This window comes from Burkholderia sp. AU45388, from assembly GCF_030481585.1.
Lineage (GTDB): Bacteria > Pseudomonadota > Gammaproteobacteria > Burkholderiales > Burkholderiaceae > Burkholderia > Burkholderia sola.
This window is the reverse complement of the sequence record NZ_JAUJPV010000018.1, coordinates 87,596-103,931: the sequence shown is the minus strand read 5'-3', so window position 1 is coordinate 103,931 and position 16,336 is coordinate 87,596. Positions and strand designations below refer to the sequence as shown.

Sequence of the window (16,336 nt, the reverse complement as noted above, 5' to 3'; positions counted from 1 at the left end):
AGGCTTACTGGTTCTGGCCGTCGAGCTTCGCCTTCAGCAGCGCGCCGAGGTTGGTCGTACCGGTCGCAGCAGCGCTGGAGTCCGACTGCAGGCCGCGGATCGCTTCCTGTTGTTCAGCCGAATCCTTCGCCTTGATCGACAGGTTGATGCCGCGCGACTTGCGATCGATGTTGATCACCATCGCGTTGACCTTGTCGCCTTCCTTCAGCACGTTGCGTGCATCTTCGACGCGATCCTGCGAAATTTCCGATGCACGCAGGTAGCCTTCGATGTCGCCCGTCAGCGTGACGACCGCACCCTTCGCATCGACCGTCTTCACGACGCCGTCGACGATCGAGCCCTTGTCGTTCATTGCAACGTAGTTGCTGAACGGGTCGCCTTCGAGCTGCTTGATGCCGAGCGAAATGCGCTCCTTCTCGACGTCGATACCGAGCACGATCGCTTCGACTTCGTCGCCCTTCTTGTACTTGCGAACGGCTTCTTCGCCGGCTTCGCTCCACGACAGGTCCGACAGGTGGACCAGGCCGTCGATGCCGCCCGGCAGACCGATGAACACGCCGAAGTCGGTGATCGACTTGATTGCACCCGTGATCTTGTCGCCCTTCTTGAAGTTGCGGCTGAAGTCATCCCACGGATTCGGCTTGCACTGCTTCATGCCGAGGCTGATACGACGACGATCTTCGTCGATCTCGAGGACCATGACTTCGACTTCGTCGCCCAGCTGGACAACCTTCGACGGCGCAACGTTCTTGTTGGTCCAGTCCATTTCCGACACGTGGACGAGGCCTTCGATGCCCGATTCCACTTCGACGAATGCGCCGTAGTCGGTGATGTTCGTGACCTTGCCGAACAGGCGCGTGCCCGACGGGTAACGGCGCGAGATGCCTTCCCACGGATCGTCGCCCAGTTGCTTGATGCCCAGCGACACGCGGTTCTTCTCTTGGTCGAACTTGAGGATCTTCGCGGTGACTTCCTGGCCAACCGACAGGACTTCGCTCGGGTGACGCACGCGACGCCATGCGATGTCGGTGATGTGCAGCAGGCCGTCGATGCCGCCGAGGTCGACGAACGCGCCGTAATCGGTGATGTTCTTGACCACGCCGTTGACGATCGCGCCTTCCTTCAGCGTCTCGAGCAGCTTCGCGCGCTCTTCGCCTTGGGTTGCTTCGATCACTGCACGACGCGACAGCACGACGTTGTTACGCTTGCGATCGAGCTTGATCACGCGGAACTCGAGCGTCTTGCCTTCGTACGGCGTCGTGTCCTTGACCGGACGCGTGTCGACCAGCGAACCCGGCAGGAACGCGCGGATGCCGTTGACCATCACGGTCATGCCGCCCTTCACCTTGCCGGTGATCGTGCCGGTGACGAGTTCGTTGTTGTCGAGCGCCTTTTCCAGCGACAGCCACGATGCAAGGCGTTTTGCCTTGTCGCGCGACAGGATCGTGTCGCCGTAGCCGTTTTCGAGTGCGTCGATCGCGACGGACACGAAATCGCCCGACTGCACCTCAACCTCGCCCTGATCGTTCAGGAATTCCTCGATCGGAATGTAAGCCTCGGACTTCAGGCCTGCATTGACGACCACGAAGTTGTGGTCGACGCGCACGACTTCGGCGGAAATCACTTCGCCGGCGCGCATGTCTTGGCGGGTCAGCGACTCTTCGAACAGAGCCGCAAAGGATTCGGTATTCGGGGTGGAGGTTTGCAGGTCGGACATAAAAATCTGATTGTGCATGGCTCGCTGTGCCACGCCGGCCGGAATGGCAGGCTGAAAGGGCCAGATCGAGGACCACACGGGGTTAAGGGTTCGAAACACGCTCCGCGCTTGCGACGCGGAGCACCTACCGCTGCCCGCCTTCTCAGGCGGGCTGGCCGAGCGCCCGGTACCACTGCAGCACCTGGTCGACGGCTTCATCGACCGAAAGCGCCGACGTATCGAGCAGCTTGGCATCTGCCGCAGGCTTCAGCGGCGCGGCTGCGCGATTGCTGTCGCGCGCGTCACGTTCACGAAGATCCCGGAGCAAGTCATCTATATTAGCAGAAAAACCTTTTTGCATCAATTGCTTATGCCGCCTGGCCGCGCGCGCCTCGGCGCTGGCCGTCAGGAACACCTTCAGCACGGCGTCCGGGAAGATCACCGTGCCCATGTCGCGCCCGTCCGCGACGAGGCCCGGCGTCTTGCGGAACGCGCGCTGGCGCGCGACGAGCGCGGTGCGCACGGGGCCGTGCACGGCGATCGCCGACGCGCGGTTGCCGACCGCTTCGGCACGAATGTCGTTCGACACGTCGACGCCGTCGAGCTGCGCACAACCTTCACGGAACGTGATGTGCAGATCGTCGATCAGCTTCACCAGCGCGTCGATGTCTTCCGCGGCGATCCCGTAGCGCACGCTCGCGAGCGCGGCGAGCCGGTACAGCGCGCCGCTGTCGAGCAGGTGGAAGCCGAGGTGCGCGGCGACGAGCGCCGCGACGGTCCCCTTGCCGGAAGCGGTCGGGCCGTCGATCGTGATGACGGGGGTCGGGTGAAAGGGTCGGGTCGATTTCATCGGGTCAGTCGGGTCAGGCCTTGGCGAGCGCGGCGAAGCGGTCGAAATAGTCGGGGAACGTCTTGCCGACGCACTTCGGATCGTTGATCCGCACGGGCACGCCGCCCAGGCTGACGAGCGAGAAGCACATCGCCATCCGGTGATCGTCGTACGTATCGATCGCCGCGTTCGGCGTGAGCTTTTCCGGCGGCGTGACGACGAGATAGTCGGGGCCTTCCTCGACGATCGCGCCGACCTTGCGCAGCTCGGTCGCCATCGCGGCGATGCGGTCCGTCTCCTTCACGCGCCAGCTCGCGATGTTGCGCAGCGTGCTCGTGCCGTTCGCGAACAGCGCCGCGACCGCGATGGTCATCGCCGCGTCGGGAATCAGGTTGAAGTCCATGTCGATCGGCTCGAGCTTGCCGTGATCGTGACCGATGCCGCGCACGTCGATCCAGTCGTCGCCCATCGTCACGTTCGCGCCCATCTGCATCAGCGCGTTCGCGAAACCGACGTCGCCCTGGATGCTCGCCCGCCCGACGCCCTCGACCCGCAGCGGGCCGCCGCCCAGCGCGCCGGCCGCGAGGAAGTACGACGCGGACGACGCGTCGCCCTCGACCATGATCCGCCCCGGCGAGCGGTAGCGGACGCCGGCCGGCACGACGAAACGCTGCCAGCCGTCGCGCTCGACGGTCACGCCGAAGCGCGCCATCAACCGGATCGTGATGTCGATGTACGGCTTCGAGATCAGCTCGCCGTCGACTTCGACGACGGTCCTGCCGTCCTTCGCCTTCACGAGCGGCAGCGTCATCAGCAGCGCGGTGAGGAACTGGCTCGACACGTCGCCGCGCACGCGGATCGGCGCATCGACCGAAATCGTCGCGGGCTTGATCCGCAGCGGCGGGTAGCCTTCGTTCAGCTCGTAGTCGATCTGCGCGCCGATCTGGCGCAAGCCGTCGACGAGATCGCCGATCGGCCGTTCATGCATGCGCGGCACGCCGTGCACGCGATAGTCGCCGCCGTTTACCGCGAGCGCGGCGGTCAGCGGCCGGACGGCCGTGCCCGCGTTCCCGAGGAACAGGTCGGCCGTCTTCGCGGTGAACGCGCCGCGCGTGCCGGCGACCACGCAGGTGTCGCCGTCGCGCGCGAGCTTCACGCCGAGCTTGCCGAGCGCGTCGAGCATCACGCGCGTGTCGTCGGAGTCGAGCAGGTTGGTGATCGTCGTTTCGCCTTCGGCGAGCGCCGCGAGCAGCAGCACGCGATTCGAAATGCTCTTCGAGCCGGGCAGGCGCACGGTGCCCGAAGCGCTGGAATACGGGCCGAGATCGAGGTAGTCCATGGGAATCGTCCTGTTATTTCTTGACCGGTTCGGCGGCGGGCGCGCCGCCGCGCTCCTGCCATGCCTTGCGTGCGGCGCGCGAGCGCGTGAATACGGCTTCGAGCGCCGCGCCGTCGCCGGCGTCGATCGCCGCGCGCAGCCGCGTGAGCACGCGCGTATAGCCGTCGAGTTCGTCGAGCAGCGCCGCGCGGTTCGCGACGCACACGTCGCGCCACATTTCCGGGTTCGACGCCGCGATGCGCGTGAAATCGCGGAAACCGCCGGCCGCGTACGAGAATTTCAGTTCCGCGTCGGCCTCGCCGAGAATCTGCTCGACGAGCGCGAACGACAGCACGTGCGGCAGATGGCTGATCGATGCAAATACGCGATCGTGCTGTTCGGTGCTCATCATGCGCACGTCGGCGCCGGTCGCGCGCCACATCGCGTCGATCCGGGCCACCGCGTCGGGCGCGTTCTCCGGCAGCGGACACAGCACGACGTTGCGGCCGACGTAGAGATCCGGCAACGCTGCCTCGACACCGCTCGATTCGCGCCCCGCGATCGGATGACCGGGCACGAACTGCGCGATCCGCTCGCCGAGCGCGTCGCGCGCGGCCGCGACGACGTCGGACTTGGTGCTGCCCGCATCGGTGACGATCGTCGCGCCGTCGAGCCACGGCGCGATGCGCGCGAGCAACGGGCCCGTCTGCGCGACGGGCGCGGCCAGCAGGACGAGATCGGCGCCGGCGAGCGCGTCGCGCAACTGCGCGTCGTCGTCGTCGAGCGCCGCCGCGCGGTCGATCACGCCGAGCGACAGCGCGCGCTCGACCGACGCACGCGAACGGCCGACGCCGACGATCTCGCCCGCGCCGCCCGGCGCGCGCTCGCGCAGCGCGCGGGCCAGCGATCCGCCGATCAGGCCGACGCCGAAGATGACCAGTTTGTTGAATGCAAAGCCTGACACGACAAGAGCCAAGTTACGCGCGCGAAACGACGCCCCGCACGCGGAATTCCAGATTCCGGGCAACGGGCCCGCACCCGGCACAACCTGCGCCGGATACCGCCCGAACCCGCCTTCGACAGCGCCGATCGGCCTGCCCTGCCCGCCCGGCCGCCCCGCCTGCGTCAAGCACGCGACGGCCGCCGCGCGTCAGCGTGCGCGAGGATACGAACCGAGTATCTTCAGGAACGCGGCCTTCTGGCCGAGTTCCGCGAGCGCGGCCGCCACCGCCGCATCGTCGCGATGCCCTTCGATGTCGATGTAGAAGTAGTACTCCCACGTGCCGACGCGGGCCGGACGCGACTCGAAGCGCGTCATCGACACGCCGTGCCGCGCGAGCGGCTCGAGCAGCTTGAACACGGCGCCCGGCTCGTTCTTCACGGACACGATCAACGACGTCTGGTCGTGACCGCTCTGGCCGGCCGGCTGCTTGCCGACGATCACGAAGCGCGTGCGGTTGTGCGGATCGTCCTGAATCAGCGAGAACGCGATCTGCAATCCATAGTGTGCGGCCGCGCGGTCGCCGGCGATCGCCGCGACGGTCGGGTCGGCCGCCGCGAGGCGCGCGGCCTCCGCGTTGCTCGCCACGGCCTGCCGCTCGAGCTGCGGCGCATTCGCCGCGAGCCACTGCTGGCATTGCGCGAGCGCTTGCGCATGCGCGCAGACGCGCTTCACGCCGTCGAGCGTGCCGCTCTGCGTGAGCAGGTTGTGATGGATCGGCAGCGCGAGCTCGCCGCTGATCACCAGTTGGGTCTGCAGCAGGAGGTCGAGCGTGCGCGATACGGCGCCTTCGGTCGAATTCTCGACCGGCGCGATACCAAACGCGGACGCACCGGCCTCGACCGAGCGGAACACCTCGTCGATCGACGGGCACGGCAGCCCTTCGATCGACTGGCCGAAATACTCGAGCATCGCCTGTTCGCTGTACGTGCCGACCGGCCCGAGGAACGCGACGTGGATCGTCTGCTCGAGCGCGCGGCTCGCCGCCATGATCTCGCGCCAGATGGCGCTGATGTGCTCGCTCGCGAGCGGCCCGGCGCTCATGTCCTGCAGCCGCGCGATCACCTGCAGCTCGCGCTCCGGCCGGAACACCGGCGCGTTGAAATGCTTCTTGACCTCGCCCACCTCGAGCGCCACCGCGGCGCGCTGGTTCAGGAGCGCGATCAGCTGCGCGTCGATCGCGTCGATGCGGTCGCGCAGCGGTTTCAGGCGGGAATTCAGTTCGTCGTCCATGCGTTTTGCCGTGCTGTTTGAACCGCGCCGCCGTCAGGCGCCGCGCTGCTCGAAGTCCTTCATGTACTCGACGAGCGCCTTCACGCCCTCGAGCGGCACCGCGTTGTAGATCGACGCCCGCATGCCGCCGACGGACTTGTGGCCCTTCAGCTGCAGCAGCCCGCGCGCCTTTGCGCCGGCAAGGAAGTCTTCGTTGCGCGTTTCGTCGGCCAGGAAAAACGGCACGTTCATCCGCGAACGTGCTGCCGGCTCGACCTTGTTCAGATAGAAGCTGCTCGCGTCGATCGTGTCGTAGAGCAGCTTCGATTTTTCGATGTTGCGAGCCTCGATCGCTTCGAGGCCGCCCTGCCGCTTCAGCCACTGGAACACCAGGCCCGCGATGTAGATCGCGTAGGTGGGCGGCGTGTTGTACAGCGAATTGTTCGCGGCGATGGTCTTCCATTCGAACGCGGACGGGCAGATCGACAGCGCGCGATCGAGCAGATCCTCGCGCACGATCACGACCGTCACGCCGGCCATCCCGATGTTCTTCTGCGCGCCGCCGAACAGCACGCCGTACTTCGCGACGTCCATCGGGCGCGACAGGATGTGCGACGAGACGTCCGCGACCAGCGGCACGTCGCCGAGATCGGGAATCTCGAACGTCTCGACGCCATCGATCGTCTCGTTGGTGCACAGATGCACGTAGGCCGGATCGTCCGACAGCTGCCACTCGGCGCGCGCGGGCGCACGCGTGAAGCCGTCTTCCGTCTTGCCGCTCGCGGCCAGATGCGGCGTGCAGAACTTCTTCGCCTCGCCGAACGATTTCTGCGACCACGAACCCGTCACGACGAAGTCGGCCGTCTTGCGCGCGCCGAGCAGGTTCATCGGCACGATCGCGTTTTCCGCGATGCCGCCGCCCTGCAGGAACAGGATCCGGTGGCTCGCCGGCACGTCGAGCAGGTCGCGCAGGTCGGTCAGCGCGGCCTCGTGGATCGACATGAATTCCTTGCCGCGATGGCTCATCTCCATCACGCTCATGCCGCTGCCGTGCCAGTCGAGCATTTCGTCGGCGGCCTGCCGCAGCACTTCCTCGGGCATCGCCGCAGGGCCGGCGGAGAAATTAAAGACGCGCATCGTGAAAACCTCGGGAGGGACGCGACCGGCTTGCGCCGGCAGACCGCGCCAGAAAAGAAATGGCCGCTTGCGCTCGCGCGCAAACGGCCATTATCGCACTGTCGTCAGGCTCCCGCCAAACCCGGCCGAACGGCCGGGGGCGCGCCCGGACAGCTTACTTGCCCGGCTTGACTGCTGCGACTTCCTTGTCAGCCTGCGTACGCGTTGCCTGGATCGCTTGCGGCATGTACTTCTGCATCAGGCCGTTGACCACGTCGCGACCGACCTGATCCTGAACCTGGATGAACTTGCGGCCCGTCGGGCTCTTGTAGAACGTCGTCAGATCCTTGATCTCCGACGTGCTGTAGTACTTCGCGTATGCGTCGTACTGAGCCGACATCGCGTCGCTCTGGAACTGTTGCGTGCCGAACACCTTGCCCGCGCCGTCGACCAGCTTCGGCACCGCGTTCTTCTGCAGCGTCGGAACGGCAGCCTGCTTCTGCTTGTCGTTCAGCGTCTTGTTTTCCGACAGCGCGTCCGACAGGATAGCCGGCACGAGCTGCTTCGCCTGCATTTCGGCGCTGTTGCCGATTGCCGACACGAGCTTCGGCGCGTCGATCGCGTCGAGCAGATCCTTGATCGCTGCCTTCTTGTCGGCGTCGATCGGCGCAGCTGCCGCCGGAGCAGCCGGTGCGGAATTCGACAGCGCTTGCGCCATCGCGAACGTCGGCACCAGTGCAGCCAGCAGAACCAGTTGCTTGAATTGCTTTTGCATCATCACTCCCTTTTGGAAATATGAATGGTTGCTCGCCGGCCGCGGCGCTTTGCGCCCGCGGCGGCCAGAGTCTCATCCGTTCTTCAGGCTTCGCCGTCCGACGCCTCGTCGGCCTCGCCCTCTCCCTCTTCGGCCTCCGCGATCTGCTGCAGGCCAGAGAGCTTCGTACCCTCATCGAGACTGATGAGTGTAACACCTTGCGTGGCGCGACCCATCTCGCGTATCTCGGAAACACGGGTGCGAATCAACACGCCGGCCGTCGTGATCAGCATGATCTGATCCTCGGCGTCGACGAGCGTAGCGGCCACGACCTTGCCGTTGCGCTCGGACGTCTGGATCGCGATCATACCCTTCGTGCCGCGGCCATGGCGCGTGTACTCGGTGATCGGCGTGCGCTTGCCGTAGCCGTTTTCGGTCGCGGTGAGCACGGTCTGCTCCTCGCTGCCCGCGACCAGCATCGCGATGACCTGCTGCCCCTCCTCGAGCTGCATGCCGCGCACGCCGCGTGCCTCGCGCCCCATCGGACGCACGTCGTTCTCGTCGAAACGCACGGCCTTGCCGGAGTCCGAGAACAGCATCACGTCGTGCGCGCCGTCGGTGATCGACGCACCGATCAGGTAGTCGCCGTCGTCGAGGCCGACCGCGATGATGCCTTTCTTCATCGGGCGGCTGAACGCTTCGAGCGGCGTCTTCTTCACGGTGCCGAGCGACGTCGCCATGAAGATGAACTTGTCGGCCGAGAATTCCTTGACCGGCAGCACGACGTTGATCTTCTCGCCTTCCTGCAGCGGGAACATGTTGACGATCGGGCGACCGCGCGAGTTGCGCGAACCCTGCGGCACTTCGTAGACCTTGACCCAGTACACGCGGCCGCGGTTCGAGAAGCAGAGGATGTAGTCGTGCGTGTTCGCGATGAAGAGCGTCTCGATCCAGTCGTCTTCCTTCATCTGCGTCGCCTGCTTGCCGCGGCCGCCGCGCTTCTGCGCACGGTACTCGGACAGCGGCTGCGACTTCACGTAGCCCGCGTGCGACATCGTGACGACCATGTCCTGCGGCGTGATCAGATCCTCGGTGTTCAGCTCGGTCGCGTTCAGCTCGATCCTCGAGCGGCGCGCGTCGCCGAATTCGGCCTTCACCGCGGTCAGTTCCTCGCCGATCATCGTCGTGATCCGCTCGGGGCGCGCGAGGATGTCCAGCAGGTCGGCGATCTGTGCCATCACGTCGCGGTACTCGCCGATGATCTTGTCCTGCTCGAGGCCGGTCAGGCGCTGCAGACGCATCTGCAGGATTTCCTGTGCCTGCGTGTCGGACAGGCGATACAGCCCGTCGGTCTGCATCCCGAACGCCGGGTTCAGGCCTTCCGGACGGTACGCGGAACGGCCGCCGGCCGCCGCGTTCTCACTCTCGGCGCGCGTCAGCATCTCGCGCACGAGCGACGAATCCCACGGCTTCGCCATCAACTCCTGCTTCGCGATCGGCGGCGTCGGCGCGGCCTTGATGATCGCGATGAACTCGTCGATGTTCGCGAGCGCGACCGCGAGACCTTCGAGCACGTGGCCGCGTTCGCGGGCCTTGCGCAGTTCGTAGATCGTGCGGCGCGTCAGCACTTCGCGTCGGTGCGACAGGAAGCACTGCAGGATTTCCTTCAGGTTCAGCAGCTTCGGCTGGCCGTCGACGAGCGCGACCATGTTCATGCCGAACGTGTCCTGCAGCTGCGTCGCCTTGTACAGGTTGTTCAGCACCACTTCCGGCACTTCGCCGCGCTTGAGCTCGATCACCACGCGCATGCCGCTCTTGTCGGACTCGTCGCGGATGTCGGAAATGCCTTCGAGCTTCTTTTCGTTGACGAGCTCGGCGATCCGCTCGAGCAGCGAGCGCTTGTTCACCTGGTACGGCAGCTCGTCGACGATGATCGCCATCCGCTGACCGCGGTCGATCTCCTCGAAGTGCGTGGCCGCACGCATCACGACGCGGCCGCGCCCGGTGCGATAGCCGTCGCGCACGCCGGCGACGCCGTAGATGATGCCGGCCGTCGGGAAGTCCGGCGCGGGGATGATCTCGATCAGCTCGTCGATCGTCGCCTCCGGGTTGCCGAGCAGATGCTGGCACGCGTCGACGACTTCGTTCAGGTTGTGCGGCGGGATGTTGGTCGCCATGCCGACCGCGATGCCCGACGAGCCGTTGATCAGCAGGTTCGGAATGCGCGACGGCAGGACCGACGGCTGCATTTCGTTGCCGTCGTAGTTCGGCTCGAAATCGACCGTTTCCTTGTCGATGTCGGCGAGCAGCTCGTGACCGATCTTCGCCATGCGAATTTCGGTGTAACGCATCGCCGCGGCATTGTCGCCGTCGATCGAGCCGAAGTTGCCCTGCCCGTCGATCAGCATGTAGCGCAGCGAGAAATCCTGCGCCATCCGCACGATCGTGTCGTAGACCGCGGTATCGCCGTGCGGGTGGTATTTACCGATCACGTCGCCGACGATACGCGCCGACTTCTTGTACGCGCGGTTCCAGTCGTTGTTCAGTTCGTGCATCGCGAACAACACGCGCCGGTGCACCGGCTTGAGGCCATCGCGGACATCCGGGAGGGCACGTCCGACGATCACGCTCATCGCGTAATCGAGATACGAACGGCGCATTTCCTCCTCTAGGGAGGTGGGCAGGGTCTCTTTGGCGAATTGATCCATGTATCCGTATCGTTTCGGAGCGAAGACGGCGAACGCCTTTCGCGTGGGCGCTGCATGCGCAACGCAACGCGAGATTCTAACATGCGCCCATCAGCCGCCAATCCGCCTCCCCCTCTATATGTAAACAGCAAAAATCGCGGCCGCGACGAATCGACCGACATCATCGGTCGGAATCCGCACCGGCGAAATGACACGCGACGCGACGTCGAAGGCGATCGCATCCGCCATGTTTCCCGCGCACGAGTAAACAACTGCACGCGATCGCGCGATTTCGCCGCCCCGCTCTTGACAATCTCTAAAAGTTACGGCAGGCCGGTGTTGCGCATGCACCACAAAGTTGAAGCGATCTTGGGGTGGGGAGGATTTTTTTTCGTAGGAAGGGAACGATATGGCAAAATGCCAACGCACTGAAAGTTAGACGCTGCTCGAAGTCTACACAGAGCGGTGCCGCGTTTTTTGTGCCGCACCAATGTTATACTTCGAGCAATGTATGACTTGTCACCGTCAACAGGCTCGCAGTAAACCTGCGGTAATCTCAATTTCGAGAGGAGAAATATGAATAAACTTTCAAAGCTCGCGTTCATTGCAGCTACCGCAGTTATGGCTGCATCCGCTTCGGCACAGTCGGTGCCGGCGTCGCGTCAAGCCGTCAATGACAACTGGGTGAACGGCACGGGCGAATGGGTGTGGATGAACGGCACGAACGAGCTCTGCTGGCGCGATGCGTTCTGGACGCCGGCCACCGCCAACGCGAAGTGCGATGGCGCACTGGTCGCCCAGGCACCGCAGCCGCCGGTCGCTCCGGTCGCTCCGGCCATCACGAGCCAGAAGATCACGTATCAAGCTGATGCACTGTTCGACTTCGACAAGGCAACGCTCAAGCCGCTGGGCAAGCAAAAGCTGGACGAACTGGCTTCGAAGATCGAAGGCATGAACACGGAAGTGGTCGTCGCAACGGGCTACACGGACCGCATCGGTTCGGACAAGTACAACGACCGTCTGTCGCTGCGCCGTGCGCAAGCCGTGAAGTCGTACCTGGTCAGCAAGGGTGTGCCGGCCAACAAGATCTACACGGAAGGCAAGGGCAAGCGCAACCCGGTTACGACTGGCTGCAACCAGAAGAACCGCAAGCAACTCATCGCCTGCCTCGCACCGGATCGCCGCGTGGAAGTCGAAGTGGTTGGTACGCAGCAAGTGCAGAAGACGACCGTTCCGGCAAACTAAGCCGCGGTTTTCGACTGCTTCAAAGCCCCGCTCCGGCGGGGCTTTTTCATTGACGCCCGTCCAGGCGCTCGCTGGCCTCGTCGTCCGCCCGCTTATATACTCGGGGCTGACGCACCGAAGCACCGCCCTCCTCTCGTAGCCCGTTTGCCGACATGACCAACGCCGATCCGCACGAACTCCAGAAATTCAGCGACCTCGCCCACCGGTGGTGGGATCCGAATGCCGAATTCAAACCGCTGCACGACCTGAACCCGGTCCGGCTCGGCTGGATCGACGCGCATGCGCACCTGGTCGGCAAGCGCGTGCTCGACATCGGCTGCGGCGGCGGCATCCTGTCCGAATCGATGGCCGGACTCGGCGCCCAGGTGAAAGGCATCGACCTGTCGACCGAAGCGCTCGGCGTGGCCGACCTGCACAGCCTCGAAAGCGGCATTTCGGTCGATTACGAGGCGATCGCCGCCGAAGCGATCGCCGCGCGCGAACCGGGCACCTACGACGTCGTCACGTGCATGGAGATGCTCGAGCACGTGCCGTCGCCCGGCGATATCGTGGCCGCGTGCGCGACGCTCGTGAAGCCGGGCGGCTGGGTGTTCTTCTCGACGCTGAACCGCAACCTGAAGTCCTACCTGTTCGCGGTGATCGGCGCGGAATACATCGCACAAATGCTGCCGAAGGGCACGCACGATTACGCACGCTTCATCCGCCCGTCGGAACTGGCCGGCTTCGTGCGCGCGACGGATCTGCACATCGCCGAGATCAAGGGCATCACGTATCACCCGATCGGCAAGCGCTTTGCGCTGTCCAACGACACCGACATCAACTACCTCGTCGCATGCCGACGCGGCGCATGACCTTTTGACCGGCATGACGACTCCCCTTTCGACCGCGCGGATCGCAGACGAACCGCGCCTGTTGCACTGCGATGCGGTCCTGTTCGATCTGGACGGCACGCTCGCCGACACGGCGCCCGATCTCGCGGCAGCCGTCAACAAGATGCAGCGCGAGCGCGGCCTGCCCGAAACGTCGATCGACGTGCTGCGGCCGCTGGCCTCGGCCGGCGCGCGCGGGCTGCTCGGCGGCGCGTTCGGCATCGATCCGCACACGCCCGGCTACGAGGCGATGCGCGACGAGTTCCTGGCCAACTACGCGGCCGACCTCTGCGTGCATACGACGCTGTTTCCCGGCATCGGCGACGTGCTCGACGAACTCGATGCGCGCGGGGTGCGCTGGGGCATCGTCACGAACAAGGCAATGCGGCTCACGGCGCCGCTCGTCGAACTGCTCGGCCTCGCGCCGCGCGCGGCCTGCATCGTCGGGGGCGACACAACGCCGCACCCGAAGCCGCATCCGGCCCCGCTGCTGCATGCGGCCGACCAGCTGACGCTCGCGCCCGCGCGCATCGTCTACGTCGGCGACGACCTGCGCGACATTCAGGCCGGCAGCGCCGCCGGGATGGCCACCGTCGCGGCCGCGTACGGCTATTGCGGCGACGGCGTCGCGCCGGCCGACTGGCAGGCCCAGCACCTCGTCGACACGACGCAGGAACTGCAGGCCCTGCTGCGCGATGTTGGGCTATAATGATCGATCTTATCCGCGGGGGCGACCTGGTTTCGACAGGGGTTGTGAAGCGGCTAGGGCATGTCGAGGACCCGTCACCTCGTTAATCAATGGGAAAATCGTAACTGCAAACGACGATACGTTCGCACTGGCAGCCTAAGGGCCGCCGTCCTCTGCCTAGTTCACTGACGGGCTAGTGTCGCAAGACCGGTAGCAATACCGCCAGAGGTCATTTACGTCAGTTAAGCCCTGTCGGCGTCGCGACGCCAGGGTCGAAAATCTAGCGAATCGCCGTAGTGCAGCGTGTTCGTCCGCGTCGCTGCGGTTAAATCAAAAGACTGGACTAAACATGTAGAACTAGTCGTGGAGCGCTTCTGGACGCGGGTTCGATTCCCGCCGCCTCCACCAAATTCCGCGCTCGTCGCACGAACCCCGCATGACGCAAGTCTGCGGGGTTTTTTGTTGCCGGCGAAACGCGCACGCCTGCCTCCTTCCCTTCCGAAAAAGCGCCCAGCCGCGGACGGGCCGGGCGGAATGCCGCCGGTATTCGGCGGCCGGAGGTGACCGATGTTTCTGCCGCGCCCGGGCCATCATCGATCGCGCCGGGCGGCGGCCGGCCCGGCGGCCAGGCTTCGGGCAACGCACGACGCGTCGCCGCGCCAGCGCCGCCCATACCGGGCGATGTGCGGCTTAGCTGCCGCGATACAGCGACTTCATTTCTTCCGCGCTGGCCGGGCGTACGCCCATTGCTCGCGAACCCGACGCCGATGCGCCCTGTGCCTGCGCACCGTAGCCACTGGCGTCGGCGCCTTGCGCTTGTGCGAGCGCACCGCGCTGCTGCTCCGCGATACGCGCCGTTGCGGCCTGGATGGCTTCCGGATAATGCGGATCCTCGCCGCGGGCGGTGTTGTAACCGGCCTGCTGGAGTTGAACCAGTTCGGCACGGACCTGCGCACGGGTGATCGCCGAACCCGACTGGGCGAACGACACGACCGGAGCAACGAGAGCTGCAGCAACGACGACGGCTTGAACGAGCGATTTCATGATGACCTACCTCCAGATTTGTCTGATTCGGCGGTGAACACCTTGATCAGCGCCGACAAACCGAAGTTTATGTAGGTGGATGCTTAAGAATAAGGCAGGTTTCAGGAAGACAGCCTTCCTGATTTACGGGTTAACCCTGAATTGCTTTCGGCGCGGCGTCGGCGAACGGCGGCCTCCTCCATGCTTGCATGGCACGAACGCTCGCAGAAAAGCACGAGCCCCGCGAAGCGACGGGCTTCGCGGGGCTCGAATCGAGCGGGATGGGGACGAAACGTACGCAGCGTCTGTCAGTTGATCAGGTCGCGGCGCAGAAGACAGACGCCCCGCTCGGAACGCCGACACGTTGCCTGCGCGTTACCGGGTATCCATTGGGCACTTCAGGTTGCAGCCGTTCGGGTCGCCCAGGTCACCCTTGCGGCGCAATGCGGACTTCTTGCCGCTCTGGTATTTCTCCGACGGCGCCGACGCCGCGAACGGCATCTGCGGATGTTCGTTCAGGCGGAACTGTTCGCTCAGGATGCCGCCGGGCACACCGGGGGAATTCTGCGCGAACGCCAACGGAGAAGCGACGACCAGCAGCCCCGCGGTCAACGCTGCCGCGGCAAGGGGAACGGAAAATTTCATGGCGGGATGACGCCTGAACGGCGTGCTTGTTGGAACGTTGATCAAGCGGCAAGCGTAGCGCAAATCCCCCGCTGCTGCAGCGCGGTTCGATCGCCGTCTCGTTACCGGAAATTGCCGTCCGGCACACTCGCGCCGTCGCCGCCGGCCAGCCCGGCCGCGATGTATTCCAGCGCACCGCACGCGGCCGGATCGTAGCCGTCGAGATGCGCGACGCGCTCGACGAAGCGTGCGTCGCGCAACAGCGCCAGCACATCGGCCAGCGGCCGCACATCGAGCCGCGCGCGTTCGCATGCGAAGTAATAGTCCTCGTCGACGACCGGGATGAAGTCCAGCCCGAAATGACGGGCAGCCGGCTCGACGCCGAAACCGAGATCGGCCATGCCGCTCGCGACGAACGCCGCGATCGCCGAATGCGTGAGTTCGGCCGACGCATAGCCATCGATGCGCTCCGGATCGATGCCGATCGCGCGCAGCGCGAGATCGAGCAGCATCCGCGTGCCCGACCCCGGCTGGCGGTTGACGAAGCGGATGTCGTTGCGTGCCAGATCCACAAGCCCGCGCACCTGTTTCGGGTTGCCGCGGGGGACGAACAGCCCCTGCTGGCGGCGCGTCAGGTCGATCAGCACGTGGCGCGTGTCGTCGAGCCACGGCCGGTAGATTTGCGCGCACTGCGCGCGAAACGCACCGCGCGGCAAATGGAAGCCGGCAAGGTCGCATTCGCCGCGCGCAAGCGCCTGCACGGCCTCGACGCTCTCGCGGTATTTGATGTCGACGGCCGCCTGCGCATCGACGAGCGCGGAAACGAGCGTCGCCACCGCATACCCGTGCGACGCATGAATGCGCACGGCCCCGTCGCGCTGCGCGAGCCGCCGGTTCAACTCGCTGGCCACTTCGGCCGCCAGCGTGCGCAGGTTCCCGTCGAGGCGGCTGCGCGCGAGGCGCTGCGCGTCGACGACCGCCTGCCCGAGCGCCGACAACGTCGAACCCTTGCCGCGCGCGGTTTCGATCAACTCGCCGCCGATGCACGACTCCAGCGCGCGGAGCATGCCCCACGCGTGCCGGTACGACAGCCCCTTGGCTTGCGCGGCCTGCGAGATGCTGCCCGTATCGGCCACGAGCTCCAGCAGCGGCGCGACGTCGGACAGGCTGGCCGACCGGCCTTCGGTGTCGCGTACGGTCAGATACGCGTCGCATTCGATCCGAATCAATTATGCACTCCGATTTCCTATTGCGACCGCGAAATCTTCCGCTTAT

The 16,336-nt window shown here is 65.3% G+C and carries 14 protein-coding genes and 1 other RNA gene; 4 read left to right on the top strand and 11 right to left on the bottom strand.

Annotated elements, in window-relative coordinates; all coding sequences use genetic code 11:
- Positions 1 to 4: 4 nt before the first annotated feature.
- The 8 genes from rpsA to gyrA all read right to left on the bottom strand — a co-directional run bounded on the left by rpsA (position 5) and on the right by gyrA (position 10,633).
- Positions 5 to 1,735 carry a 30S ribosomal protein S1 gene (rpsA, locus tag QZM72_RS25245; RefSeq protein ID WP_011694214.1) on the bottom strand — a complete coding sequence of 577 codons (1,731 nt, stop codon included), beginning with the start codon at positions 1,733 to 1,735 and terminating at the stop codon, positions 5 to 7.
- A 124-nt stretch (positions 1,736 to 1,859) separates the two neighbouring features.
- The gene (gene cmk, locus QZM72_RS25240) at positions 1,860 to 2,546 is read right to left on the bottom strand and encodes a (d)CMP kinase (protein ID WP_044844836.1); all 687 of its coding nucleotides are present in this window, start codon (positions 2,544 to 2,546) and stop codon (positions 1,860 to 1,862) included.
- Between the two features lie 13 nt (positions 2,547 to 2,559).
- Positions 2,560 to 3,864: a 3-phosphoshikimate 1-carboxyvinyltransferase gene (aroA, locus tag QZM72_RS25235; RefSeq protein WP_089466931.1), complete on the bottom strand. Its 1,305-nt coding sequence runs from the start codon at positions 3,862 to 3,864 to the stop codon at positions 2,560 to 2,562.
- A 13-nt stretch (positions 3,865 to 3,877) separates the two neighbouring features.
- The gene (locus QZM72_RS25230) at positions 3,878 to 4,807 is read right to left on the bottom strand and encodes a prephenate dehydrogenase/arogenate dehydrogenase family protein (RefSeq protein WP_089466930.1); all 930 of its coding nucleotides are present in this window, start codon (positions 4,805 to 4,807) and stop codon (positions 3,878 to 3,880) included.
- A 186-nt stretch (positions 4,808 to 4,993) separates the two neighbouring features.
- The gene (gene pheA / locus QZM72_RS25225) at positions 4,994 to 6,076 is read right to left on the bottom strand and encodes a prephenate dehydratase (RefSeq protein ID WP_034206715.1); all 1,083 of its coding nucleotides are present in this window, start codon (positions 6,074 to 6,076) and stop codon (positions 4,994 to 4,996) included.
- A gap of 33 nt (positions 6,077 to 6,109) precedes the next feature.
- Complete coding sequence (gene serC, locus QZM72_RS25220) at positions 6,110 to 7,192, bottom strand: 3-phosphoserine/phosphohydroxythreonine transaminase (protein WP_089466929.1); 1,083 nt, start codon at positions 7,190 to 7,192, stop codon at positions 6,110 to 6,112.
- Between the two features lie 154 nt (positions 7,193 to 7,346).
- Positions 7,347 to 7,946, bottom strand: coding sequence for a DUF2059 domain-containing protein (locus QZM72_RS25215; protein ID WP_006486966.1), 600 nt, complete (start codon positions 7,944 to 7,946; stop codon positions 7,347 to 7,349).
- Between the two features lie 83 nt (positions 7,947 to 8,029).
- Positions 8,030 to 10,633, bottom strand: a complete 2,604-nt coding sequence (gyrA, locus tag QZM72_RS25210) for a DNA gyrase subunit A (RefSeq protein ID WP_089466928.1) — start codon at positions 10,631 to 10,633, stop codon at positions 8,030 to 8,032.
- A gap of 555 nt (positions 10,634 to 11,188) precedes the next feature.
- On the opposite strand from gyrA, the gene ompA reads away from it, so the two are divergent.
- The 4 genes from ompA (at position 11,189) to ssrA (ending at position 13,822) form a co-directional block, all read left to right on the top strand.
- Positions 11,189 to 11,857: an outer membrane protein OmpA gene (gene ompA, locus QZM72_RS25205; protein WP_006476579.1), complete on the top strand. Its 669-nt coding sequence runs from the start codon at positions 11,189 to 11,191 to the stop codon at positions 11,855 to 11,857.
- Positions 11,858 to 12,009: 152 nt separating this feature from the next.
- Positions 12,010 to 12,708, top strand: coding sequence for a bifunctional 2-polyprenyl-6-hydroxyphenol methylase/3-demethylubiquinol 3-O-methyltransferase UbiG (gene ubiG, locus QZM72_RS25200; RefSeq protein ID WP_301739505.1), 699 nt, complete (start codon positions 12,010 to 12,012; stop codon positions 12,706 to 12,708).
- A 13-nt stretch (positions 12,709 to 12,721) separates the two neighbouring features.
- Positions 12,722 to 13,435, top strand: a complete 714-nt coding sequence (gene gph / locus QZM72_RS25195; protein ID WP_089466926.1) for a phosphoglycolate phosphatase — start codon at positions 12,722 to 12,724, stop codon at positions 13,433 to 13,435.
- Positions 13,436 to 13,452: 17 nt separating this feature from the next.
- Positions 13,453 to 13,822, top strand: a transfer-messenger RNA (tmRNA) gene (gene ssrA, locus QZM72_RS25190).
- 282 nt (positions 13,823 to 14,104) lie between these two features.
- Here ssrA and QZM72_RS25185 read toward each other — a convergent pair.
- The 3 genes from QZM72_RS25185 to QZM72_RS25175 all read right to left on the bottom strand — a co-directional run bounded on the left by QZM72_RS25185 (position 14,105) and on the right by QZM72_RS25175 (position 16,290).
- Positions 14,105 to 14,458 (bottom strand): DUF4148 domain-containing protein, encoded by a 354-nt coding sequence (locus QZM72_RS25185; RefSeq protein WP_089466925.1) that lies wholly within the window; start codon positions 14,456 to 14,458, stop codon positions 14,105 to 14,107.
- 354 nt (positions 14,459 to 14,812) lie between these two features.
- A complete protein-coding gene (locus tag QZM72_RS25180) occupies positions 14,813 to 15,082 on the bottom strand; it encodes a hypothetical protein (protein ID WP_011544877.1) in 270 nt (89 codons plus the stop codon).
- Between the two features lie 101 nt (positions 15,083 to 15,183).
- The gene (locus QZM72_RS25175) at positions 15,184 to 16,290 is read right to left on the bottom strand and encodes a substrate-binding domain-containing protein (RefSeq protein WP_301739504.1); all 1,107 of its coding nucleotides are present in this window, start codon (positions 16,288 to 16,290) and stop codon (positions 15,184 to 15,186) included.
- Positions 16,291 to 16,336: the final 46 nt, after the last annotated feature.